Raw genomic sequence first — 23,464 nt, forward strand, 5'->3', positions numbered from 1 at the left:
CGACCAATATGTTTAAAGGAAGCACCCTTGTAGTTAGCCTGTTACTACTTTTTGTCTTTGTTGTTCAGTCGTGTAAGATCGATGACGTTACCGCTAAGACAGCCGCCATCACAGCCCTGAACTGTTCTTCTGCTACCTTTTCGGCTACGGCCACAAGCGGAACATCCTTTGCCGCAACGGCCAGTGTGCCGTATGAGGGAGGCAACGGAGCCACGTATACCGAAGGAAGCGGCGTGGCCTCTACCGGCGTAACGGGTCTGACAGCCACCTTATCGGCCGGCACATTAGCCGACGGCAGCGGCACCGCCGGTTTTAAAATTTCGGGAACGCCGTCAGCGGCCGGCACCGCTACGTTTGCCATTGCACTAGGTGGCCAGACCTGCACCTTATCATTGCCGGTTGTTGCCTCAAAAGCCAGTATTTCATCGCTGACCTGCATTGCCGCCCCGACGGCAGGAACAAACGGCCTTGCCTATTCCGGTTCTGCAACAATGGCCTATACCGGCGGCAACGGCGGCTCGTATGATGTGTCGATGGCAGCCTCAACGGGTGTCGAGGGCCTGACCGCAACCCTCGTCGCGGGTACACTGGCTAACGGCTCCGGAACGCTCGTTTATAAAATTTCAGGTACACCGGCATCTGCCGGAACGGCCTCGTTTGTGCTGAGCATTGGCGGCCAGAGCTGCACCATCACCATTACGATTGCCGAAAATACGGCCATCACCACGGCCAAAGATACGGTGGTTATTGCCTACGCCGGTACAACAGCCTCGGTCAGCAATCCCTATCAGAGCGACGGAGTTAAAGTGGCGGTAAGCGGCGCCGATGTAACGGTCACGTTGACCAACACGGCGAAGGAAATCGTATATCTGTTATCGGGTACAGCCTCGAAAGGCAGCTTCAAGATTTACAGCGAGTACAAATACACTATTGCCCTGAAAGGTGTCAGTCTGACCAACAGTAACGGTCCGGCCATCAACAGCCAGTCGGGTAAGAAAGCAACCATCAACGTAGTGGCCGGTACCACCAACACCCTTGTCGACGGAGCAACATATGCCAGCAGCAGTGAAGATCAGAAAGGAACGTTCTTCAGTGAAGGCCAGCTGAGTTTTGTTGGTACGGGTACGCTGAATGTGACCGGCAACAACAAACACGCTATTGTGGCCGACGATTATATTTCGGTCAGCCAGGCGACGATTGTGGTGAAGTCGGCGGTAAAAGACGGCATCCATGCCAATGATTACTTCTCGATGGATAACGGTTCGGTTACTGTAACGGCTTCGGGTGACGGCATCGTGGCCGAAGAAGGATACGTAACCATCAACGGCGGCAACGTTACCGTAAACAGCGTGGATGATGGAATCACCGCTCCTTACGACGGTACCGACACGGCCATTACGCCCTATATTGCCATCAAAGGCGGTGTCATTAAGGTAACCACCACCGGCGACAAGGGAAATGCCCTGAAGAGCGAGGGCTATACAACCATCAATACCGCCGACCCGGTTACCCTGTCAGTCAGCGGTAAAGGGGCCAAGGGGATTAAAACCGCAGGGGATTTCACCCTGACCGCAGGGACCGTGAACATTACCACCTCAGGGGCCGCCTACTACGTCACGGCTGACGCCGATATCGCTTCACCGGCAGGCATTAACTGTGATAAAAACCTGTCTGTTAAAGGTGGTACGTTAACCATCGTCAGCAGTGGAGCGGGTGGTAAAGGTATCAACGTCGACGGAACAGCAACCATTAGCGGAGGCAAAACCACCATTACGGCGTCGGGCGCAAAATATACCTACAGCAGCGCCCTTACCAGCGAAGCCAAAGGCTTTAAAAGTGATGGCGCCTTTACGATGACAACCGGCGAGCTGACTATCTCGGCAACCGACGACGGCATTAAATCAGAAACGTCCATTACCATCAACGACGGAACCGTCAATATCACAAAGGCAACGGAAGGTATTGAGTCAAAGATCATTACGTTTAATGGCGGGATAGTGAATGTCACAGCCTCTAATGATGGCATTAATGCGTCTATGGGTACGGTTACCGGTGGCACAGAATCGAATGATGGCAGCAGTATCAATATTAACGGTGGTATCCTGATTGTTGCCGGCAGCGATGCCATTGACAGTAACGGAAACATCACCATGAAAGGCGGCACTGCCATCATCTGCGGGCCGACCAGCCAACCGGAAGAAGGGCTGGATTTCAACGGTAATTTCCTGGTAAACGGCGGAGTGCTGATTGCAGGCGGCTCAAATTCCCGCATGACAAAAGCAATGAGCACGGGGTCTTCGCAGGTAGGTTTTTACATTACTTCGAGTGCACAGCTGGCGGCCACATCAGTGCTGCATATCGAAGATGCAAGTGGTAAGGATCTGGTTACGTTTAAACCTAAAAATGCGGTTTATTATTTCCATTGCTCAACCCCTGATCTGGTAAAAAACGCCCAGTACAAAATTTACTACGGCGGCACCTATTCAGGCGGCAGCTTCACGGGCAACTCATCCGGCTGGGGTCTGTATACCGGCGGAACCTACTCAAGTACCGGCGCAACCCTGAAATCAAGCCCGACTACCTCGTCGTCGGCTACGGTGAATACCATTACGTTCTGACATTACCCGCCTCAAGGCGCCCAACCTGCCGGCAGATTCCGAACTGCCGGCAGGTTGCCATGATCGACCGTGACGAAGCCGGACTGCCGGCAGGTTGCCATGATCGACCGTGACGAAGCCGGACTGCCGGCAGGTTGCCATGATCGACCGTGACGAAGCCGGACTGCCGGCAGGTTGCCATGATCGACCGTGACGAAGCCGGACTGCCGGCAGGTTGCCATGATCGACCGTGACGAAGCCGGACTGCCGGCAGGTTGCCATGATCGACCGTGACGAAGCCGGACTGCCGGCAGGTTGCCATGATCGACCGTGACGAAGCCGGACTGCCGGCAGGTTGCCATGATCGACCGTGACGAAGCCGGACTGCCGGCAGGTTGCCATGATCGACCGTGACGAAGCCGGACTGCCGGCAGGTTGCCATGATCGACCGTGACGAAGCCGGACTGCCGGCAGGTTGCCATGATCGACCGTGACGAAGCCGGACTGCCGGCAGGTTGCCATGATCGACCGTGACGAAGCCGGACTGCTTAAGGCAGCCGGTGACCTGCCCATCGTTTGCGACGTTTCGGATCCTGACAGCGTTGACCGCGTGATTACCAGCACACTCACTGACGGATCGTTAGCCCGGAACCATTGGGTTAACGATCCGCCGGTCAGCACGCGCGGTTAGTTTACCGAGTAAATAACCCGGCAGAACCCGCTTGCCTGTAACTGATTTGCGGTTGCTACCGGAACACTATACACAAAACCCAGCTTCCATTTTTCCGTTATCCATGCCTGAATCTGAGGTCGCAAAACCATCTGCCCGGCTTCATGCCCGGACCAGGTCTGATTCGACTCAATACCTAAAAAACTTTCCCTCGTTCCTTTTCCGTACCGATAGGCAAGTATGGTATTAAACCGGACAGCGGTTGCCAGCTTTTGGTGCTCAAATGAATGTTTCGTTGCCGTGCCGGTATAGATCATCGTATGCAGGCGGGTACCGAAAACTTTGGCCACCGCGACAAACGGATTATATACATTCCCTTCAAAAAGCGGATGTCCGAAATGCTTAAACGGGGTAAACTCCAGTTCATTAAAGAACCCGACGCTGACACTTGTCTTATATTCCGGCGACGAATACAGCGCATAATTAACCCCTAACCGTAGTGCGTTGGCACTTTCGGGAGTACCGCCCTCTTCCGGTACAATCACATCGTCGAGACCTTTTTCGGTAATCATGTGTTTTTCCTGTACAAAAACAAACGGCATTTCAATTTCAAAACCGAGCCGGTTAGTCGGGGCAAAATCATATTCCACCAGCGCCCGTTGCCCTTTAAAATCCCTGAAGCTGGCGTAGCCTCCTGCCACGTTTATCTCTTTGTATCCCTTTCTGACATTCATTTCCGCAGGGATGTCCAGGTATAACGGCATGTAGTGCTTAAGAACTGATTCATTTTTTAAATTCTGTCCGGACACCGTACCTACACTAATTATCAATAAAAAAAGACAGTATATATTATTCTTCATCGTCAGTATCTTTTGTTACAATAGCCCAGAAAATCCACATCATAAACGTAATTGATAGCGCTATATACGGGGCGTAAAAAGCGATTATCGTTGCTATGCCATACACCAGAACAGCTACCATCTGCTGCTTAATCTGACTAAAAAACCATTCCAGGTTTTTTTCAGGATTAATAATTTTCCCGCGGTCCCCTATTATGCCCAGGTTCAGCAAAAGCATAGTTAATACAATAAGTCCGGTGAAGCCTGTATAAAAACCAACGGCAGTATTTATAGCCTCTGTATCAATAAAATTACCAACCAGTTTTGTCGGATACGGGAAGAGAACAACAAACAATAATACCAGGCCATTCAATAATATCACCCAATGATTTGCCCGCCATATTTTATTCAGAATTTTATGATGCCCCATCCAAATGAGCAGAACAGTAGCAAATGAATTAAAATAGGTAAAATATTCGGCCCATTTTTCAACTATTTTATTCCACAAAGAAAGGTTAGTTGGCTGCTGGTATTCATCGATGCCAATTTCAATTGCCAGCAGTGTAATTGCTACACCAAAAATTCCATCACTAAACGCTTCAATCCGTGCTGTTTTCTTTTCCATCGTTTTTTATCAGCTCTTTGCTTTATCAATCCGGCCTTAAAACAGAGACCGTTCATTTTTTGTATCTAACAGTAATATTTCCAAATAATTCCGTAGCACTACCCATAAAAAAATCAGCACAGCATTAGCGGTTATTTTTATTTATATTCAAAGTAAATATTTTGTAGACCTATTACTTTCGTCAGAGTTATTCCGTTAACTATAAATTAAATTATTTTCCATTTTTATTACTTATCAGCTTACTATCAGGCATATCTTCTTACTGCTGATTTATTTTTTTCGCCGATAATTTATCATACGGCATGAGCGGGATAGACTCAAAACAGGGCTCTCTCTGTAGTAAACATGTGCGACAAGCTTTGGGCCAGACCTATGGTATTCCTGTACCTGAGCGCCCCATTAAGTTTACCAAATTATTACATTTTATTTACTTTTTAGTAGCTTAATTTCACATTTTAATAACCAATAATCAGAAACGAAATCGGGCCGTTTCACCGAGTTTTGCAGCCGGAAACCGTACACGTAGCGGTTTCGGCTATTCCTGAACCCACGTTAACCCGCTGGCTGTACTTCCGGACTTGTAACCGGTACTGTCAGGCGCCTACCCCGGGTATCCTATGATTTCCCGAAAGCTAAACGGGCCGTTACGGATACAGCATCCGTCCATATATGTATCTAAAATTCAAGTAAAATAAACAACAATTTAACTTATTCAACTTATCAGCACACTTTACATATAACTATACTGTGTTTTTATTGCACTAATTCCAAAAAACACATAAATAAGTCAATATGTAATAGTTCTGCCGGTGGCTATTAATCTTACCTTGTAATTCATCATCGCTTATGAAAAAAACAATACTCTTGCTTAGCGGAGTAGCCTGGATGCTGGCGTATTCTCCAGCATCCAGGGCATCGGGTCAGCAGCTTCAGCTGGCTTACGAAAAAGCAAAACCATCCCGGCGCGTGACAGCTTCGGGCGTGACAGCGACAGCCGATATCACTGTCCAGGGCAAAGTCACCGACGGCGAAAAGAACAGCGGGCTTCCCGGTGTCAGTGTTGTCCTGAAAGGTACCACCAAAGGCACCACCACCGATGCCGACGGTAATTTCAAACTCGTGGTTCCGGGGGCTAATGCGGTTTTAGTTTTCAGCTTTGTGGGGTATGAATCCCGCGAGGTGACGGTAGGCAATCAGACCAGCCTCACCATCAGCCTGAAAACCGATGCCAAGGCACTGAATGAGGTCGTGGTTGTCGGCTATGGCACCCAGAAAAAGGTGAATCTGACCGGCGCAGTCGATCAGGTCACGAGCGAAGTCCTCGAAAACCGGTCTTTGCCCAACCTCTCGCAGGGCCTGCAAGGGGTGATTCCCAACCTCAACCTGACAATGGGCGACGGCAAGCCCACGCAGTCGCCGCGGTATAACATCCGCGGTAATACCTCAATCGGTCAGGGCGGCAATGCGCTTGTGCTGATTGACGGTGTAGAAGGTGATCCGAGCCGGTTGAACCCGAACGACATTGCTTCGATTTCGGTCCTGAAAGACGCTGCTTCAGCCGCGATCTACGGAGCGCGGGGGGCATTCGGCGTAGTTCTGATTACGACTAAAAGCCCGGCCAAAGACCGTACCAGCGTAACGTATTCGCTCAACCGTTCGATTAAAAGCCCGACAACCGTACCCGATTTCGTGACTGACGGCTACACCTTCGCCAAGGTCTTCAACGAAGCCTGGACAGCCTGGAACGACTATTCGCAGACGCCGCAGAACGTCAACAAAACAGTACGCTTCTCCCCTGCCTATCTGGCTGAATTAGAGCGCCGGTCAAAAGACCCAAGCTTGCCGCAGGTCGAAGTGGGTGCCAACGGCGAATACGTTTATTATGCCAGCACGGACTGGTATAAAGAACTGTACAAAAAGAACCTGAGCGCCACAGAACATAACCTGTCGTTCTCGGGCAGCAGCGGCAAGTCAGACTTCTACGTGACGGGCCGCTATTATGGTCAGGAAGGACTGTTCCGCTATAATTCAGACGATTACCGGATTCTGAGCGTGCGGGCAAAAGGCTCGATCCAGCTGTATCCGTGGCTGAAAATCACCAACAACGCCGACTTCTCCTCAATGAAATACCACAACCCGCTGAACGTCGGTGAGGGTGGCAGTATCTGGCGGAACATCTCGGACGAAGGCCACAACATGTCGCCGATGTTCAACCCCGACGGTACACTTTCCTACTCGGCCGCTTATACCGTGGGCGATTTCTGGTACGGCAAAAACGGGATCGACATGGACAAGCGTGTTTTCCGGAATACCGTCGATTTTGCCTCGCAGTTTTTCAACGACAAGTTCCGGGTAAAAGGCAACTTTACGTTTCAGAACACAGATGATAACGAGTTCCGGACACGGGTGCCGGTGCCGTACAGCCGCAAACCGGGGGTCATTGAGTACGTTGGTACCAACACCAACGACCTCCAGAACATTTACCGCGAAACGCTGTATACAGCCTCAAACCTCTACGCGGAGTATGAGCCAACCATCCACCCGAATCACTACCTGAAAGTACTGGCGGGTTATAACTATGAGCAGTCGACCTACAAGCGGCTGGAAGCGGTCCGGAACGGGTTGATTTACGAAGGTGCACAGGACATTAACCTTGCCCTCGGTCAGTCGATTACGACCAGTGGCGGCTGGGAAAAATGGGCGGTTGTCGGTGGGTTCTACCGGTTAAACTATGGCTTCAGAGACCGTTACCTGCTCGAACTGAACGGCCGCTACGACGGATCATCGAAATTCCCGTCGGGTGAGCGGTATGCGTTCTTCCCGTCGGTATCGGCCGGCTGGCGCGTTTCGAACGAGCCGTTCTGGAAAGTCTCGCCGGGTTTGATCACCGATCTGAAACTGCGGGCGTCTTACGGCTCCCTGGGCAACGGCAGCATCGGCTCGTATGCGTTCCAGGAACAGTTCTCCATTAGCCAATCGGGCCGTATCCTGAATGGTGTCCGGCCTCAGCGAACCAGTCAGCCAAGCGTTTTGCCGGATGGGCTGACGTGGGAAACCTCAACGACGCAGGACCTGGGCATCGACCTGGGCATGTTTAACAACCGCCTCCAGCTGACCGCCGACGCCTACATCCGCAAAACTACGGATATGTTTACGGTGGGGATGACGCTGCCGGCCGTATTTGGCACTGGCGTACCGAAAGGAAACTACGCCGACATGACGACCAAGGGCTGGGAAGCGGTTCTGAGCTGGCGCGACAAGTTCACGGTATCGTCGAAGCCGCTGAACTATGAACTGCGCCTGACGATGGCCGACTACCAGGCAACCATCGACCGCTACAACAACCCCGATAAAAAGCTCAGCGATTACTACGTAGGGCAGAAAGTAGGCGAAATCTGGGGCTTCGAAACAGCCGGTTTCTTTACCTCGGCCGATGATATCAAAAATTCCCCGAAACAGACGCTGTACAAAGCCTCGAACACCGGTCAGTTGCTACCCGGCGATATTAAGTTCCGCGACCTGAACGGCGATGGCGTGATCAACAACGGCGATAATACCGTCGGTAATCCGGGCGACCGTAAGATCATCGGGAACGCTACGCCGCGCTACACCTACGGCATCATGGCCGGTGCCGACTGGAACAATTTCTTCTTCTCGGCCTTTTTCCAGGGAGTCGGCAAGCAGGATTGGTGGCCGGGTGCCGAAGCCGGTACGTTCTGGGGACCGTATAACCGCCCGTATAACCGCGTCCCTACCTGGCAGCTGGACAACATGTGGTCAGAAAGCAATCCGGATGCCTACCTGCCCCGTCTGCGCGGCTACACAGCCCAGAACGGTTCCGGTGAGCTGACGCAGACGCAGACTAAATACCTGCAGAACGCGGCTTACATCCGGCTGAAAAACATCCAGATCGGTTATAACCTGCCCCGCGCGGTGGTCGGCCGGATCGGGATGAGCAATGCACGGGTGTTTGTGTCGGGCGAAAACCTGTGGTCATGGTCACCGCTGTATCGCCTCACCCGCGACCTCGACGTTGAAAACCTCGGCGGTTCGGATGCGGTCCTGACCTCGGGCACCAGCGGCAACGGCCACAACTACCCGATCCTGAAGAGCTTCACGATGGGTCTGTCAGCCACCTTTTAACCAGTACTCAACTTGTCATTACTCATGAAAAAATACGCTTTCGCCCTATCATTTGCCGGCCTGTTGCTGGCAGGGTGTAACGACTTAAACCAGGTGCCTGAAGCGACGGCCTCCCGCGACGCGGTCTTCGGCAGCGAGAAGGGCTTAGAGTTATACGCCAACTCATTTTACGATAACCTGCCGGGAGCCAGCGACATTCACCAGAGCGACGCCATGGCCGATTATGCCGCCCGAACCCAGGTGCCTGATTTCCTGCGGGAAGGCGCATTCGGCCCGCGTCAGAGCTCGGGCTGGTCATGGACGGCCCTGCGGAACATCAACTACTTTATCGCCAACAATACCAATCCGGCCGTGCCGGTTGAGATCCGCCGCCATTACAACGGATTGGCGCGCTTTTTCCGGGCCTATTTTTACGTCGATAAGGTAAAACGCTTCGGCGATGTGCCCTGGATCAACACCCCGATGGACGTAACGGATCCCGCGCTCTTCAACGGCCGCGACCCGCGCACGGTGGTGATGGACTCGGTGCTGGCCGACCTGAACTATGCCTCGCAGAACATCCGGACAACGACCGACAACAGCCGCAGTCTGATTACGAAATATGTAGCGCTGGGCTTTAAATCGCGGGTTTGTCTGTTCGAAGGTACCTTCCGCCGCTACCACAAAAGCTATAATCTGGGCAGTACGGCCGAAAAATGGCTGAACGAAGCGGTTTCGTCGGCCACGACCGTCATGACCGAAGGCGGTTTCAGCCTGAACGAAACGGGCGGTACCGATAAGTCGTACCGGCAGCTGTTTATCAACAAAACGCCGGTGACCAACGAGGTCATGCTGTCGGCGGTGGTAGATCCGGCGCTGAGCGTCTACAACGATGCCAACTGGTGGTGGACCAGCGCAACCTACGGGGCCCGTGTCAGCTTTATCCGTACCTTCATTAACACCTACCTGAACATCGACGGCACGCCGTTTACGAACCGGCAGGGTTACGAAACCATGACATTCATGGACGAAGTGAAGAACCGCGACAAGCGCCTGCAGCAGACGATCCGGATGGGCAACTATACCCGGATCAACGGGGGCGCCACCGAACCGGGACCGCCGGTGTTTTCCTACACTTATACCGGCTACATGCCGATCAAGTGGTCCCTCGACGATACGTACTACGACGGTGGCTCGCGGAACGACAACTCGATTGCCATGATGCGCTACGCCGAAATCCTGCTGAACTACGCCGAAGCCAAAGCCGAACTGGGGACGCTGACCAACGACGACTGGGCCAAAACGGTCGGGGCGCTGCGGAAGCGGGCGGGCATTACATCGGGGCTGACGGCAAAGCCAACCGTGGTTGATCCGTACATGAAAGCCAACTATTTCCCGGAGATCAGCGATGCGTCGCTGATGGAAATCCGGCGCGAACGGGGCATTGAGCTGGTACTGGAAGGCTTCCGGTTCTACGACATCGTTCGCTGGAACCGTGGCCAGCTGATGGAACAGACCTGGAACGGTTTCTATGTACCTGCCCTCGACAAACCGCTCGACCTGAACGAAGACGGCAAGAATGACGTGGTGTTCTACAAGGTAAAACCCGCCACCCAGCTGGCTGGTGTGACGTACGTCAACGTCGCCGAAACGATCAACGGAGTACCCAACCCGCAGCGCCTCAAAAACGATACCTACGGCGAACTGACGTGGCTGACCAACATTCCGCGGAAATGGGAGGAAAAACACTACCTCTACCCGATCCCCGAAACCGACCGCCTCATGAACCCGAAACTCGGCCAGAATCCGGGATGGGAGTGATTAATGGATAATGGATAATGGATAATGGATAATGGATAATGGATAATTAAAAAAAAGATTGAAAGATCATTTTACATTTTTCATTATCCATTAATTCAAATGAGTTGATTTAGGGTTGTTTTGTCTTTTCCTGGTAAACCGGCGCCATGTCCGACGTGGCGCTTTACCTTTCCTTTTGTTTTTCAGTACTCTATGAAAAAATTCTTTTTAGCGCTTTGCCTCATGCTGACTCAGGTGGCATTTGCGCAGAAAAATACCCCGATCAATATCGCCAGCTATAACCTGCGGTATAATACACCGAACGACGGACCGAATGCCTGGCCGAACCGGAAGGAAAACGTTAAGGCACTGGTCCGGTACCACGAATGGGATATTTTCGGCACGCAGGAGGGCCTGCGCGGGCAGCTGAATGATCTGGCCGAAATGCCGGAATACACCTTTTTCGGGGCCGGCCGCGACGACGGGAAAGAGGCTGGTGAACACTCGGCCATTTTCTACCGCAAAGACCGGTTTAAACTCCTGAAATCAGGCAACTTCTGGCTGAGCGAAACACCCGACAAACCAGGCAAAGGCTGGGATGCGACCTGCTGTAACCGGATTTGCTCGTGGGGTAAGTTTCAGGACCTGATCACGAAAAAAGAGTTCTTCTTTTTCAGCGTGCATTTCGACCACCAGGGCGTGGAAGCGCGCCGCCAGTCGGGCCATCTGATGGTGAAAAAGATGAAAGAAATCGCCGGAAACGCCACTACGATTCTGGCCGGCGACTTTAACTCGACCCCGGAAACCGAGCAGATCAAAACGATCCAGACACTGCTGAGCGACTCCAAACTGGTGTCGGTAATGCCGCCATACGGACCGGAGGGTACCTTCAACAGCTTTAAGTTCGACGCGCCGATGAAAAACCGCATCGACTATGTTTTTGTAAGCAAAAATGTAAAGGTTCTGAAATACGGTGTCCTGACCGACGCCAACGAACAGCGCTATCCATCCGACCACCAGCCGGTGGTGATTAAAGCCATTATTGAGTAATTCCGTCAGACAGCAAAAGCGGCTGCCCCGATCCGGGTGCAGCCGCTTTTTTATGCGTTGCGTTCAGGCAGGCTACACATCCTGCTGCGCAATATAATCCGCCATATCGAGCAGTGCCTTCTTGTCGGAGCCCTCGATCCGCTTCAGTAGTTTACCCTGCTGATCCACCAGAATCACGACCGGGATGGCATTGGTATAACTAAAGAGCTCATGCATATACAGTTCGGCATCAGGCGTTATGCGGAGCTGCTTCCAGGGCATCTTTTCAGCAGCGAGCGCCTGTTTCCACTTCGCCTCATCGGCATCAACCGTGACCGACACCATATCGACCTGTGGTTTTCCGGCAAAGCGCGTATAAATGGTTTTGAGCGTCGGTATCTCGGCGCGGCATGGCCCGCACCAGTAAGCCCAGAGAATCACCATCGTGTATTTGGCATCTTTTTCGAGCACCGGTGTTTTCCTGCCGTCCAGCCCGAACAGTTCGGTGGTATGATTGAGCTTTTTTGACGAACGGGTCTCCACAAAACTCAGCAGTTCCTTACCGGTTTTGCTGTCCTGCACCTCCTTGTCGAAGGCCGCAAAGAGCGTCTTGAACTGCGCGTCGGAAAAGCCCCATATCCGTTCTTTCAGGGTGTACAGGTAGTGAAACGCATACGGATCTGCCTCAATTTTTTGCTTTAGTCGCGCAATGCTGCCGGTTTTATAAAACGTTTGCTGGTCTTTATGCATCAATTGAGTCTGGCGGCCAAACTGTGTTGTAGAATCAAACATGTACAGGATTCTGCCGTCGGGGACTTTCATTTCGCTGACTGGTTTTTTACTGAATACGGTCCCGTCTTCGAGCATAAAATCACCGTATACCCAGTTGGCACTGCCATTATTCATTTTAACGTTATAAGTAAAATCCCTGATATTGCCATCGGCAGCAACATGGCGAAGCGAAACGGGAATGGGTTCCGGATACGTTTCGGCGGACAGCAGAAAGGCAAACTCACCGTTGCGGGAAGTGGTAGAGTCATAAATGTTATTTTTGAACGGCTCATGCAGCAGCACTTTTCCGTCCGGCAATCCGGGTATTTTCCCTTTTACCGAGATTGTTTTGGGTTTCTGTTCGCAGCTGAATAAGGGACTAAAGCAAAGAAGCAGGAGAAGTGGTTTGGACAGGAAGCTCATCATTAGTGTGTTTAATGGTTGAGCAGATAAGATGCAGACAAGCGGTCCAATCCACAAACCAATTGGTATGAACCCATAAAAAAAGCGGACCAGCGGCCCGCTCTGTTTTGCACGCTCCTTTTCCGTACTGAACGGAATAGCATTCCGTTTTACAGATTTGTCTGCGCGACCGTACAACCCATCATGGCAGTCACAATCCCCAGATGCCCCTTTCCCGCTGCCCCCGGCCCTTCGCTCCCCGCACGCTGCCCGCTGCCCTTCGCTCCCTGCACCGCCAACCACTCCGACGGGCGGGAACGGGCGATAAAGGCCAGCATACACGGCTCGTCGTGAAAGGCGGCCAGCAGGTTTTTGCGGGTCAAAGTCAGGATATCGCCGTGGGGCGTACGGCTGAAAAAGTAGTAATCCTTCGCTGCCTCGCCGAACTCCTGCATGGTGTACACGCAGACATCAGCCTGTTCCAGTACTTCATAAAATGATCCCTGATACAGCCGGTACGTTTTCCCGCCCGCATGGCGGTACCCCCAGACCTGCAAGGGTGAAACCAAGGCCGACCGCCCGCTTGTATCCACAACACGGACAAGGCCGGTACGCTCCCGATACACTACCGACCGCACCGGACCGCCCTCGCTGACGACACCGGTTTTGTGGCGGGTGATGATGGTCAGCGCCGGGGCAGCGGGGCGACACCCCTGACCCATCAGGAGTCCCGCCGCCCACACCAGCACCGCCAGCGTCCATTGGTTTTGTTGTTTCACTTTTTCTTACGGGTTATGGCCTGCCCGTCGCGCAGCTCTTCCGAGGCCACCTTCACAATGGGTTCACCCGTATGCAGATCACCGAATACCTCCACCAGGCTATCCACCACACTCCCTTTTTCGACCGGCACCCAGATGGCTTTGTCGTCCTGCACGCGGATGACAAATACCTTTTCGCTCGAACTCACCACGGCGGTTTTCGGCACAAACATGGTTTTCATCGACCGTTCGACCGGCATCCGTACTTCGGCATACATCCCGGCTTTTAGCTCCTGCGCCTGGTTGCTGACATCAAACTCGGCCATCATCGCCCTGTTTTCTTCGACCAGACTGCGGGCGCTGCGGGACAGTTTTGCGGTAAACACCCGCTCCGGCATGGCATTGACGCCAAACGACACGGTGCTGTTGGCCGGCAACTGATTGGCATACGACTCGGGAATGGCCACGGTCAGCCGCAGCGTCCGGCTGTCTTCGAGAATAAACAACGGCTTTCCGGCTTCGCCCGCACCGACCAGTGCACCGGGGCTGATGTTCCGTTCAATGATCACCCCGTCGAACGGCGCCATGATGGTCAGGTAACCGGCCAGCTGCGATTTAGCCTGCCAGTTGGAGCGCGCCGACTGGATGTTTCCACGGACGGCTACCACCATCGCACTGTCGGCCTGCATCCGGGCTTCTGCCTGATCCAGTTCGTTGAGCGACACGGCCCCTTCTGTTTTGCTCGTCAGCTGAAGCCGGTGATACGTAGCCTTGCTGGCCCGGTACCGCGACAGCTGCTCCACCAGTGACGCCTCCCTTGCCTCGATTTCGGCCTTTGCCTGACTGATTTCGGCCAGCACTTCGGGCGCTTCCAGCCGCGCCAGTACCTGACCTTTGCGTACCCACGTGCCCCGGTCAACGCGGATGACGCTGACATAGCCTTTTACTTTGGCATAAAGGTTTACACGGTTCCAGGGCTTCAGTTCGCCGGGCAACACTACCTGCTTACGCGGCTGTAGTTCACGAACTTCGGCGACCTCAACCGCCTGTATTACCGGCTCTCTGGCCGCTTCTTTTTTCTCACTGACGGCTGATGTACAGGAGACGACACCGGCCATTACCGGCATAATTCCCAATAAGCCACTGAATCGTTTCATACCGGAACAGATACGGCCGCTACGGGCCTTTGTCGATTGATAAGTTGTTAAGCGGGTCATGATTATGCCGTTAAGACGGTTTGTTCGTCATAGTATTTACTGTCAGGGTCTTCCGGATCAAGGGAGACCGACTGCACCGATGCGCTGGACTGGAACTGCGTGAATACACAGGGCAAAATCAGCAGCGCGGCAATCGTCGATGCCACAAGCCCGCCAATCACGGCCTGCCCGAGCGGGGCAATCTGGTCGCCGCCTTCGCCGAGGCCCGACGCCATCGGCAGCATACCGGCAATCATAGCGATACTCGTCATCAGAATCGGCCGGATCCGGCTGTTGGCCGCCATCAGCACCGCCCGCCGGCCGTCGCCCAGGGTAACCCGCAGGTTTTCGGCGTTGGTGACCATCAGAATGGCGTTGGCCACCGACACCCCGACCGACATAATCAGCCCCATGTACGATTGCAGGTTCAGCGAGGCTCCGCAGGCCAGCAACATCAGCAACGCCCCGGCCACTACCGCCGGAATGGCCGACAGAATGACCAGCGCCAGCTTAAACGACTGGTAATTGGCACTGAGCAACAGGAAGATGATCACAATAGCGACCAGCAGGCCCATTTGCAGGCTGCTCAGCGTATCGGTCAGGAGTTTGGTCTGCCCCCGCATCTCGACAAGCACACCTCGCGGCGGATCGCCGGCCTCGCGGATTACCTGCTGCACCGCTTTGGTAGCCGTACCCAGATCAATGTCGTGGAGGTTGGCCGTAATCGTTACCAGCCGGTTCGGGCCTGAGCGGTCGTATTGCCCCGGCGTGGTTTCTTCCGAGAAGGTCGCCACATCTGACAAGACCGGCCGCATGGTACCCGACCGCAGCGGAATGTTGCCGATGTCGTCAACCGACGTCATTTCGTACTCCGGAATCTGCACCTGCACCTGATAGGCCAATCCTTTTGCATCGTCGAGCCACAGGTTTTTGTCGGTAAACCGGCTCGATGAGGTAGCCGCTACCATCGACCGGGCCACCTGGGTCGAAGTTACGCCCAGCTGACCGGCCCGTTCACGGTCCATATTGATCCGCAACACGGGGTACGACAACGGCTGGGCAATCTGCACATCCCGCAAAAAAGTAATTGCCTTCATCCGCGCCTCAATCTGACGCGCAAACCGGCCGGCTTCCTTCAGGTCTTTCGACGCCACGGTGATTTCAATCGGTGTCGACGCGCCCTGGCTCATGATCTTATCCACCAGTTCAATCGGCTCAAACGACACCCGTGTATCCGGCATGTCTTTAGCGATTCGTGTCCGCAGCGCTTCTTTGAACGCATCCATGTTTACGGCATGGTCTTCGTTGAGCGACACCTGCAAAACCGCTTCGTGCGGGCCGCTGTTGAAGACGAAAATGTTCGATGTGCCATAACTCGACGGTACATTCCCGACAAAGGCCGATGAAATGTCTACATTATCCGCCCCGGCTTCTGCCTTGATGATGTCGAGGACTTTCAGCGTGGCCTTTTCGGTTCGTTCTACCCGCGTTCCGTCCGGCACCCGTAACCGCATCTGAAACTGATGGCTGTTGGCATGCGGCAGAATATCGGTTCCGATCAACTGAAAACACACGACAATCACCACCAGGCTGATCACAAAATAGCCTGTCACGGCCAGCGTGCGGTGTTTCAGCAGGCGGCGCAGGGTCGTGGTATACCGTTGCTTAAATCGTTCGAATCCTGTGGCGTTTCGGGACGGATGCAGGTCGTCGTCAATCATCATTGCTTCCTCCTCCAGATCGAGTGCCAGCGTGGCCGGCTCATGGTTGTGATGGGTTTTCAGCAGCCAGTTCGACAATACCGGAACAATAGTCTGCGACAGCAGGAACGACGCGATCATGGCAAAACCAACCGATAGCGACAGCGGCAGAAACATGGATCGCGGCACGCCCGTCATGACCATCGCCGGGGCAAACACGGCCAGAATACACAACAGAATCAGCACCTTCGGAAACGCAATTTCCTTACAGGCATCCCAGATAGCCACCGCCTTAGGTTTGGCTAACGCGCCCCGTTGCATACTCATGTGCTGGTGAATGTTTTCAATCGTTACCGTCGATTCATCGACCAGAATACCGATGGCCAGTGCCAGCCCCGACAGGGTCATGATGTTGATGGTCTGCCCGAAGAGGTTGAGCAGCAGCACTGCCGACAGCACCGAAACCGGAATGGTCAGCACCACAATGATCACACTCCGCCAGTCGCGCAGAAACAGCAGCACCATCAGCCCCGTCAGCACAGCCCCGAGAATACCCTCCGTCACGAGACTTTTCAGCGCGTTGGTCACATAAACCGACTGGTCGAATTCATAGGCGATTTTCACATCTTCGGGGACGGCATTCTGTAACGCCGGCATGGCCTTACGGATGTTGTTGACCACATCCAGCGTCGAGGCATCAGCCTTTTTCACCACCGGAATGTACACCGCCCGGCGCCCGTTGACGAGCGCGTAGCTTACCGTGATATCGGCTCCGTCTTCGACCGTACCAATGTCGCGGACAAACACGGTCGGGCCCGTTCCGGTCCGGATCGGAATGTTCAGAAAATCTTCGGGACGCCGCACGAGCGAGTTCACCGGCGTCATCAGCGCCCGGTCACCAATCCGGATATTGCCGGCCGGCGAGGGCTGGTTGTTAGACACAATGGCCTTAATAACCTCTTCGGGCGTCAGTTTATAGCTCCGGACCAGTTGCGGATCGACCTTGATCACGACCGTACGCTGATTACCTCCGAACGGCGGCGGGCTGGATACGCCTTCAATGCGTGAGAACATCGGCCGCACCCGCGACGACGCAAAGTCCTGAATTTCATTGAGCGAACGGGTCTGGCTTTCAAACACCAGCTGTCCGACCGGTACCGAACTGGCATCGAACCGGACTACCTGCGGCGGCACCGTGCCTTCGGGCATATACGCCTTGGCCCGCGATACATTGTTGGCTACCTCGGCCGCTGCCTGGGCCATGTCGGTACCCGGATAAAACTGAAGCCGGATCAGCGACAGGCCCTGAATGGTTTTCACCTCTACATCGCGGATACCCGACACGTAAAGAAAGTGGTCCTGATATCGCGTCGCAATGAAGCCGTCCATCTGGTCGGGAGCCATGCCGCCGTAAGGCTGCACCACATAAATGGTGGGCAGGTTCAGTGCCGGAAAAATATCGACCGGAATGGTCCGGAGCGACATAACGGAGAAAAACAGGATACCGATAACAGCCACCAGCACCGAAATCGGCTTTCGGAGCGCCGAGCGAATGAGTTGATACATAGTCTTGCGTGATGTTGGTTTTGGGCCGGACCGGCCTTAGTTTACCTGATTCATGAATAGCGGCAGATCGCCTTCAGCGGCCGCTTTGAGCAACAGAGCACGCCAGACGTTGCTGTTGGCCACATACCAGTCTACTTCTGCACGGTTCAGCGTTACGAAACTCTGCACCAGGGTGGGCAGGTCGGTCAGTCCGTTTCCGTAGCGGGCGCGGGCCTGTTCGTAGGCCTTACGGGCGGCCACCAGCTGGACGGGTGCCAGCCGGGCTTGTTCGAGGGCCACCTCATACTGCGTGTCGGCCTCACGGCTCTGGCGGTTCAGCCGCAGTTGCTGGTCATGGTAGAGCTGCCGGAAACGTTCGACCTGAAACTGTTCGCTTTTAAAATCCTGCCTAGCCCGTAACATGCCCGTCAGGTTCCAGCGGGCCACTACGCCCAGCAGGTAGTTGGATACCTGATACGAAATTCCGCTGACCAGATCGGTCCGGTAAGCATCACCGTTATTGGCTACGCCCGACCCGCGTGCCCAGCCCGCCCCGACCAGCGAAATCACCGGCATCCCCGACCGCTGCACGGCCAGGCTACGGGCCCGGGCGGCATCCACCTGCGACTGGAAAAAGCGGAGCGACGGATTTTTCAGAAAGGCATTGGCTGCGTTGGCCGGGAGCACCGGCAGCGCCGTATAAAACCGCATGCTGTCGACCTGCACGCTGTCCTGAACCCTGCCCGTCAGCTCCGACAGGCGCAGACGCTGCACGCGGGCGCGCTGGCGGCTGTCGAGCAGCAGCAGTTGAGCACGGGCCAGTTCGGCAGTAGCCAGCGCACTGTCGACACCCGCCCGCATCCCGGAGCGTACACCCGCATCAACCGTCCGTTTGAACGTGCGCGCCCGTTCGAGGTTGGCCCGCTGAATGTCTACGAGTTTTTGCTGAATCAACAGGACCAGATACGCATCGACCGTACGGATCTGATGCTGAAAGAGTTCATTGTCCAGATCGGCCTGCGAGCGGTTCACATCGGCCTGCGCAGCATTGATACTGGCTTTTACCCGGCCAAACGTGACAGCGCGCCACTCAATAACGGCGGAGGTAAAGCTGCCGAAAACGCCCTGGTGGATGTTCTCCGGTCGTATGCCCCCCGAGGTCGAAATGTTCGTCCCTTCATTCGGAAAAAACGAGCCGGTCAGGCTATTGTTGGTAGAATAGGTGTACTGGTCCTGCACAATGACCACCGGCAGCAGGTCCGTTTTGCTGGCCTGCAACCGGCCTTTGGCACTGCTGACTTCGGCCTGTTTGGCTTTCAGAAACGGATATTGCTGCGTGGCCTGATCAAGTACCTGGGATAAGGAGAGCGATTGACCCGCCACGGGCAGTAGCGGTGCCATGTAGACCGCAGCCAGCCAGCCAATCCAGGGCCGTAGCCGGCAGCCGCCGGCATGCGTATTCATCAATAGTTTTTCAAAACAGAGCATAACAGGCAACAAGTACATTCAGGTTGTAGCCGCAAAAAAATAGCTCAATTCTGGAAACATTTGGGAATCCGGAGCCTGAATCGGTAAATCAGACCGTATTTATTGCCTTTTCCCTATAAAGTTCCGGAAATCCCGTCAATCCCGTAATGCTGGCAGAAGATTCAGGAAAAGGGCGACCACGTGGCTATTAAAAGGGCGACCGCGTGGCTATTAATCGGAAAGGGCGACCACGTGGCTATTAAAAGGGCGACCACGTGGGGTCGCCCGTACGGGGGCGGGGCGGGGAATTTGGGGAATATTCCAGATTGTTTCCAGAATTGATGCCTACTTTCGTTATCCCGTAGAGACGCAATATCTTGCGTCTCCTCCCAAATTCGCCGTTACAATGTTATGAAAATGCTGGTTGTTGAAGATGAACGGGGGCTGGCCGAAAGCGTTTCCGCTTATTTAACAAAAGAAGGGTTTATCTGCGAAATTGCGTCGACCTACGCCGAGGCTGATGAGAAAATTTTCCTCTACCGCTACGACTGCGTAGTGGTGGATCTGACCTTGCCGGGCGGCGATGGCTTTTCACTGATCAAGAGCCTGAAGTCCCTTTCGGCAACCACCGGCATTATTATCATTTCGGCCCGCGACGCGCTCGAAGACAAAATCAAAGGCCTCGAAATCGGGTCCGACGACTACCTGACCAAGCCTTTCCACCTGTCGGAGCTGAATGCGCGGGTCAAATCGCTGATCCGTCGCCGGAATTTCGGCGGGCACAATGAAATCCGCTTTCAGGAAATTCAGGTCTTACCTAATTCAAGGAAGGTGTATATTCATGACCGCGAAACCCCGTTGTCGCGCAAGGAATACGACCTGCTGCTCTATTTCCTGTCGAACATTGACGTAGCCCTGACCAAAGTTTCGATCGCTGAGCACCTTTGGGGCGACGACATCGACTCGGCCGACTCGCTCGACATGGTGTATTCGCATATTAAAAACCTGCGCCGGAAGCTCATTGAGAAAGGAGCTGCCGACTACGTCAGATCCATCTACGGCATCGGGTATAAATTCGGACTTTCGTGAAGCTGCTGACCAAAACCAACCGCGTTTACCTCTCTTTTTCGACGGGCATTTACCTGCTGACGGCGCTGGCGTTCTATGCCATCATCAAGCTGGTCATTTACGACGAAGTCGAGAGCCGGTTGCTGGTCGAGAAACGGGATTTTGAAGCTTACATTCAGGCCCATAACAGCTGGCAGGGGGGCTACTTTGTGGAGAATAAAATTGCGGTGGTGCCCGTTAAACACGCTTTACCCACCGAAGACTTTAAGGATACCCTGATCCTCAACCGGTATGACCACGAACTGGTCCCCTTCCGCGAACTGACTTATTATACCCGCATCAACGGGCAGGCCCACCGCGTATCGATCCGCAAGTCGCTTATTCAGTCCTATCGGCTGATCGAAGTCATCACGGTGTCGATGATCGCCTTTCTGAGTCTGCTGTTCCTTTGCTCCTTCTGGTTCCAGAGCCGCCTTTCAGGTCAGTTGTGGCAACCGTTTTACAACACCTTAGCAAAAGTCCGGAAGTTTGACCTGAGCAGCAGTACGCCCCTCCACTTGCCGGCCGAAGAAATTACTGAGTTCAACGAGTTGAACGATGTGTTACAGAAGATGTCGGAAAAAATTCATCAGGACTACCAGAGCCTGAAGGAATTTACCGAAAATGCGTCCCACGAAATCCAGACGCCCCTCGCCCTGATCAACGCCCGGGTTGAGCAGTTGATCCAGTCGGACACCCTGACCGAATCCCAGTCTTACTGGCTGGATGAGATTTACCGGGCCTCACGGCGGATGTCGAAACTAAACCAGGGCTTACTGCTGCTGGCCAAAATTGAAAACCGCCAGTTTGCCGATGTCGATCTGGTTGATCTCTACGTGCTGATTACCGAAAAACTCTGCGACATGGATGAGGTTCTACAGCATAAACAACTGCGGGTTTTCACCAAAGGCACTGCCACCTTCCCGCGTATGCTGCCGGTGGTTCTGGCCGAAGTCCTGCTGAGCAATCTGGTCTCTAACGCCATCAAACACAACGTTCCCGGCGGGCTGATCCGCATCGAATCTACTACCGGCCAGCTGTGTATCAGCAACACCGGCCCCGCCCCGACCATCCCGCCCGACCGCCTGTTCGAACGGTTCAAAAAAGGCAGAGACGCAACACCTTACGTCTCCCCTACGCCCCATGATAATGAGGGTATGGAAACAATTGGAGAAGAAAACGCCCCGAAACAGTACGCCCCGATGAATTCAGTCGGGCTGGGGCTGGCCATCGTCAAACAAATCGGCGACAGCTACGGTCTGACCATCACCTATACGTTTGCTGATGGCGAACACCGCATCTGTCTGCGCTAACCGGCTTTCCGGGTGTCATTCGCTCGTTTATCTGACCAAAATGCCGTCGGCTGAGTTTATGAGCCATGAACCATGTGTGACGAGGCCATGAAGACCTTAAATTTCAAAACAAATATAACGACTGACGACGCTATTGAGGCGGTAACCCTCCCGCTGAATGCTATTGAACCGCTTGACGGCTGGAACATTGATCCGCAGCATCAGGATCACCTGTTAACCGTACAAACCGTCGACAACCGCGTATCGGAGCAAATTATCGCCGCCGTTGAAAAAGCCGGTTTTCAGGCTACCCTGATTCCTGAACTGTCCGATCTGTAGAGACGCAACATCTTGCGTCTCGGTTTGCAGCTTGCGGCTCGTTTTGCGGCTTGCGGCTTGCGGCTCATTTTGCATCGCGCAGCTCGTTTTGACGGCCACGAATCAGCCTGCCGGTGAGGAGACGCAAGATGTTGCGTCTCTACTGTTATCTTTGCCGGTATGTGGAAAAAAATCTGGATTGGATTGGGGGGGCTGCTGCTTATTGCCGGTATCTGGCAGCGCGAACTGATTAGTTACGGCTGGATGCAGGGGCGCGGGCAGTTGCGGATTCTCTGGAATACACGGCCTGTTCCCGACGTCCTGAGCGATCCGGCAATCCCTGATTCAACAAAACAAAAAATAAAACTAATTCAGGAAATTAAGCGTTTTGCCATTGATTCTCTTGGATTAAACCCATCCGGAAGCTACGAGTCGTATTATGATCAGCAGGGAAAGCCGATCCTTTGGGTCATTACGGCAGCGGAACCTTACCGGCTGGTCGCCCGCGAATGGACCTTCCCGATTCTGGGTACATTTTCGTACAAGGGCTTTTTTGACAAAGACCGGGCCGATCAGCAGCAACAGGAACTCAAAAAAGAAGGATATGACACCCGGATCGGTGAAGTATCGGCCTGGTCGACGCTGGGTTTTCTGAACGATCCGATTTTGTCGAGCATGACCGACCGGCCCGTGGGCAGTCTTGCCGAGCTGATCATCCATGAGCTGACGCACGGTACGCTGTTCATTAAAAATAGCCTGGAGTACAACGAAAATCTCGCCGATTTCGTAGGTGAGTACGGGGCGCTCCGGTTTCTGGCAGCCCGATACGGTACCGGGTCCGGGCCGTATAAGGAGTATCTGGCCGATAAATCATTCTTTGACCGGTACGATGAACATGTGCTGCGCGGGACCCGTAAACTGGATAGTTTGTATCATTCTTTTACGCCGTCTATGTCAGTTCCGGTAAAAGATACGTTAAAATGGCAGCTTATCCGGCAGATTGTGGCAACGTCTGACTCGTTATATGATCAACGGGAACAATCCATGCTCAAAAAACGTCGTTTAAACAGGAAGAATCTTCCGAATAATGCCTATTTCATTGGCTATCTGACCTACCGGAAACAACAGAACCGGTTCAGAACGGAGTTTGAGCAAAAATTCGGGGGTAATTTTACACGCTATTTTACATACCTTAAACAAACCTATCCGTCGCTCTGAGACGGTTT

General features: G+C 53.7%; 17 protein-coding genes. 9 read left to right on the forward strand and 8 right to left on the reverse strand.

Translation table 11 applies throughout. The annotated features are described in order from the left end of the window. Positions 1–8 precede the first annotated feature (8 nt). Complete coding sequence (locus BLX24_RS09705; RefSeq protein ID WP_071502934.1) at positions 9–2,618, forward strand: carbohydrate-binding domain-containing protein; 2,610 nt, start codon at positions 9–11, stop codon at positions 2,616–2,618. An 11-nt stretch (positions 2,619–2,629) separates the two neighbouring features. On the opposite strand, the gene BLX24_RS09710 is transcribed toward BLX24_RS09705, so the two are convergent. After that, positions 2,630–3,079 carry a hypothetical protein gene (locus tag BLX24_RS09710; RefSeq protein WP_071502935.1) on the reverse strand — a complete coding sequence of 150 codons (450 nt, stop codon included), beginning with the start codon at positions 3,077–3,079 and terminating at the stop codon, positions 2,630–2,632. A gap of 8 nt (positions 3,080–3,087) precedes the next feature. Here BLX24_RS09710 and BLX24_RS09715 point away from each other — a divergent pair, with 8 nt between their 5' ends. Continuing rightward, a complete protein-coding gene (locus BLX24_RS09715) occupies positions 3,088–3,288 on the forward strand; it encodes a hypothetical protein (RefSeq protein ID WP_071502936.1) in 201 nt (66 codons plus the stop codon). On the opposite strand, the gene BLX24_RS09720 is transcribed toward BLX24_RS09715, so the two are convergent. Next, a complete protein-coding gene (locus BLX24_RS09720) occupies positions 3,285–4,127 on the reverse strand; it encodes an HAEPLYID family protein (protein ID WP_310590777.1) in 843 nt (280 codons plus the stop codon). The genes BLX24_RS09715 and BLX24_RS09720 overlap by 4 nt on opposite strands. Next, the gene (locus tag BLX24_RS09725; protein WP_071502938.1) at positions 4,117–4,731 is read right to left on the reverse strand and encodes a TMEM175 family protein; all 615 of its coding nucleotides are present in this window, start codon (positions 4,729–4,731) and stop codon (positions 4,117–4,119) included. The genes BLX24_RS09720 and BLX24_RS09725 overlap by 11 nt, the downstream gene beginning before the upstream one ends. 846 nt (positions 4,732–5,577) lie before the next feature. On the opposite strand from BLX24_RS09725, the gene BLX24_RS09730 reads away from it, so the two are divergent. The 3 genes from BLX24_RS09730 (at position 5,578) to BLX24_RS09740 (ending at position 11,703) form a co-directional block, all read left to right on the forward strand. Then, positions 5,578–8,874 (forward strand): SusC/RagA family TonB-linked outer membrane protein, encoded by a 3,297-nt coding sequence (locus BLX24_RS09730; protein WP_071502939.1) that lies wholly within the window; start codon positions 5,578–5,580, stop codon positions 8,872–8,874. A gap of 24 nt (positions 8,875–8,898) precedes the next feature. Continuing rightward, the gene (locus BLX24_RS09735; RefSeq protein ID WP_071502940.1) at positions 8,899–10,674 is read left to right on the forward strand and encodes a RagB/SusD family nutrient uptake outer membrane protein; all 1,776 of its coding nucleotides are present in this window, start codon (positions 8,899–8,901) and stop codon (positions 10,672–10,674) included. A gap of 192 nt (positions 10,675–10,866) precedes the next feature. Then, the gene (locus BLX24_RS09740) at positions 10,867–11,703 is read left to right on the forward strand and encodes an endonuclease/exonuclease/phosphatase family protein (protein WP_071502941.1); all 837 of its coding nucleotides are present in this window, start codon (positions 10,867–10,869) and stop codon (positions 11,701–11,703) included. A 72-nt stretch (positions 11,704–11,775) separates the two neighbouring features. Here BLX24_RS09740 and BLX24_RS09745 read toward each other — a convergent pair whose 3' ends face one another. From BLX24_RS09745 to BLX24_RS09765, 5 genes are all read right to left on the reverse strand, one after another. After that, a complete protein-coding gene (locus tag BLX24_RS09745; protein WP_083421896.1) occupies positions 11,776–12,879 on the reverse strand; it encodes a TlpA disulfide reductase family protein in 1,104 nt (367 codons plus the stop codon). Positions 12,880–13,025: 146 nt separating this feature from the next. Next, positions 13,026–13,634 (reverse strand): hypothetical protein, encoded by a 609-nt coding sequence (locus BLX24_RS09750; RefSeq protein ID WP_071502943.1) that lies wholly within the window; start codon positions 13,632–13,634, stop codon positions 13,026–13,028. Then, the gene (locus tag BLX24_RS09755; protein ID WP_229201747.1) at positions 13,631–14,830 is read right to left on the reverse strand and encodes an efflux RND transporter periplasmic adaptor subunit; all 1,200 of its coding nucleotides are present in this window, start codon (positions 14,828–14,830) and stop codon (positions 13,631–13,633) included. The genes BLX24_RS09750 and BLX24_RS09755 overlap by 4 nt, the downstream gene beginning before the upstream one ends. A 2-nt stretch (positions 14,831–14,832) precedes the next feature. Continuing rightward, positions 14,833–18,075: an efflux RND transporter permease subunit gene (locus BLX24_RS09760; protein ID WP_071502944.1), complete on the reverse strand. Its 3,243-nt coding sequence runs from the start codon at positions 18,073–18,075 to the stop codon at positions 14,833–14,835. Between the two features lie 36 nt (positions 18,076–18,111). Then, positions 18,112–19,518, reverse strand: a complete 1,407-nt coding sequence (locus BLX24_RS09765; protein ID WP_071503202.1) for a TolC family protein — start codon at positions 19,516–19,518, stop codon at positions 18,112–18,114. 414 nt (positions 19,519–19,932) lie between these two features. On the opposite strand from BLX24_RS09765, the gene BLX24_RS09770 reads away from it, so the two are divergent. The 4 genes from BLX24_RS09770 (at position 19,933) to BLX24_RS09785 (ending at position 23,456) form a co-directional block, all read left to right on the forward strand. After that, on the forward strand, positions 19,933–20,610 hold the full coding sequence (locus BLX24_RS09770) for a response regulator transcription factor (protein WP_071502945.1): 678 nt from the start codon (positions 19,933–19,935) through the stop codon (positions 20,608–20,610). Then, positions 20,607–21,941, forward strand: coding sequence for a sensor histidine kinase (locus BLX24_RS09775; protein ID WP_071502946.1), 1,335 nt, complete (start codon positions 20,607–20,609; stop codon positions 21,939–21,941). The genes BLX24_RS09770 and BLX24_RS09775 overlap by 4 nt, the downstream gene beginning before the upstream one ends. 87 nt (positions 21,942–22,028) lie before the next feature. After that, positions 22,029–22,259 carry a hypothetical protein gene (locus BLX24_RS09780; protein ID WP_071503203.1) on the forward strand — a complete coding sequence of 77 codons (231 nt, stop codon included), beginning with the start codon at positions 22,029–22,031 and terminating at the stop codon, positions 22,257–22,259. A 159-nt stretch (positions 22,260–22,418) separates the two neighbouring features. After that, complete coding sequence (locus BLX24_RS09785) at positions 22,419–23,456, forward strand: aminopeptidase (protein ID WP_071502947.1); 1,038 nt, start codon at positions 22,419–22,421, stop codon at positions 23,454–23,456. Positions 23,457–23,464: the final 8 nt, after the last annotated feature.

Origin of the sequence: Arsenicibacter rosenii, assembly GCF_001870735.1 — a bacterium.
GTDB classification, from domain to species: Bacteria; Bacteroidota; Bacteroidia; order Cytophagales; family Spirosomataceae; genus Arsenicibacter; species Arsenicibacter rosenii.

Excerpts from the sequence above, each read along its gene's own strand:
- BLX24_RS09755 (WP_229201747.1), bottom strand. The coding sequence starts at position 14,830 with ATGACCCGCTTAACAACTTATCAATCGACAAAGGCCCGTAGCGGCCGT.
- BLX24_RS09745 (WP_083421896.1), bottom strand. The coding sequence starts at position 12,879 with ATGATGAGCTTCCTGTCCAAACCACTTCTCCTGCTTCTTTGCTTTAGT.
- BLX24_RS09740 (WP_071502941.1), top strand. The coding sequence starts at position 10,867 with ATGAAAAAATTCTTTTTAGCGCTTTGCCTCATGCTGACTCAGGTGGCA.
- BLX24_RS09735 (WP_071502940.1), top strand. The coding sequence starts at position 8,899 with ATGAAAAAATACGCTTTCGCCCTATCATTTGCCGGCCTGTTGCTGGCA.
- BLX24_RS09730 (WP_071502939.1), top strand. The coding sequence starts at position 5,578 with ATGAAAAAAACAATACTCTTGCTTAGCGGAGTAGCCTGGATGCTGGCG.
- BLX24_RS09760 (WP_071502944.1), bottom strand. The coding sequence starts at position 18,075 with ATGTATCAACTCATTCGCTCGGCGCTCCGAAAGCCGATTTCGGTGCTG.
- BLX24_RS09720 (WP_310590777.1), bottom strand. The coding sequence starts at position 4,127 with ATGAAGAATAATATATACTGTCTTTTTTTATTGATAATTAGTGTAGGT.
- BLX24_RS09765 (WP_071503202.1), bottom strand. The coding sequence starts at position 19,518 with ATGAATACGCATGCCGGCGGCTGCCGGCTACGGCCCTGGATTGGCTGG.
- BLX24_RS09725 (WP_071502938.1), bottom strand. The coding sequence starts at position 4,731 with ATGGAAAAGAAAACAGCACGGATTGAAGCGTTTAGTGATGGAATTTTT.
- BLX24_RS09780 (WP_071503203.1), top strand. The coding sequence starts at position 22,029 with ATGAAGACCTTAAATTTCAAAACAAATATAACGACTGACGACGCTATT.
- BLX24_RS09785 (WP_071502947.1), top strand. The coding sequence starts at position 22,419 with ATGTGGAAAAAAATCTGGATTGGATTGGGGGGGCTGCTGCTTATTGCC.
- BLX24_RS09710 (WP_071502935.1), bottom strand. The coding sequence starts at position 3,079 with ATGGCAACCTGCCGGCAGTCCGGCTTCGTCACGGTCGATCATGGCAAC.
- BLX24_RS09770 (WP_071502945.1), top strand. The coding sequence starts at position 19,933 with ATGAAAATGCTGGTTGTTGAAGATGAACGGGGGCTGGCCGAAAGCGTT.
- BLX24_RS09705 (WP_071502934.1), top strand. The coding sequence starts at position 9 with ATGTTTAAAGGAAGCACCCTTGTAGTTAGCCTGTTACTACTTTTTGTC.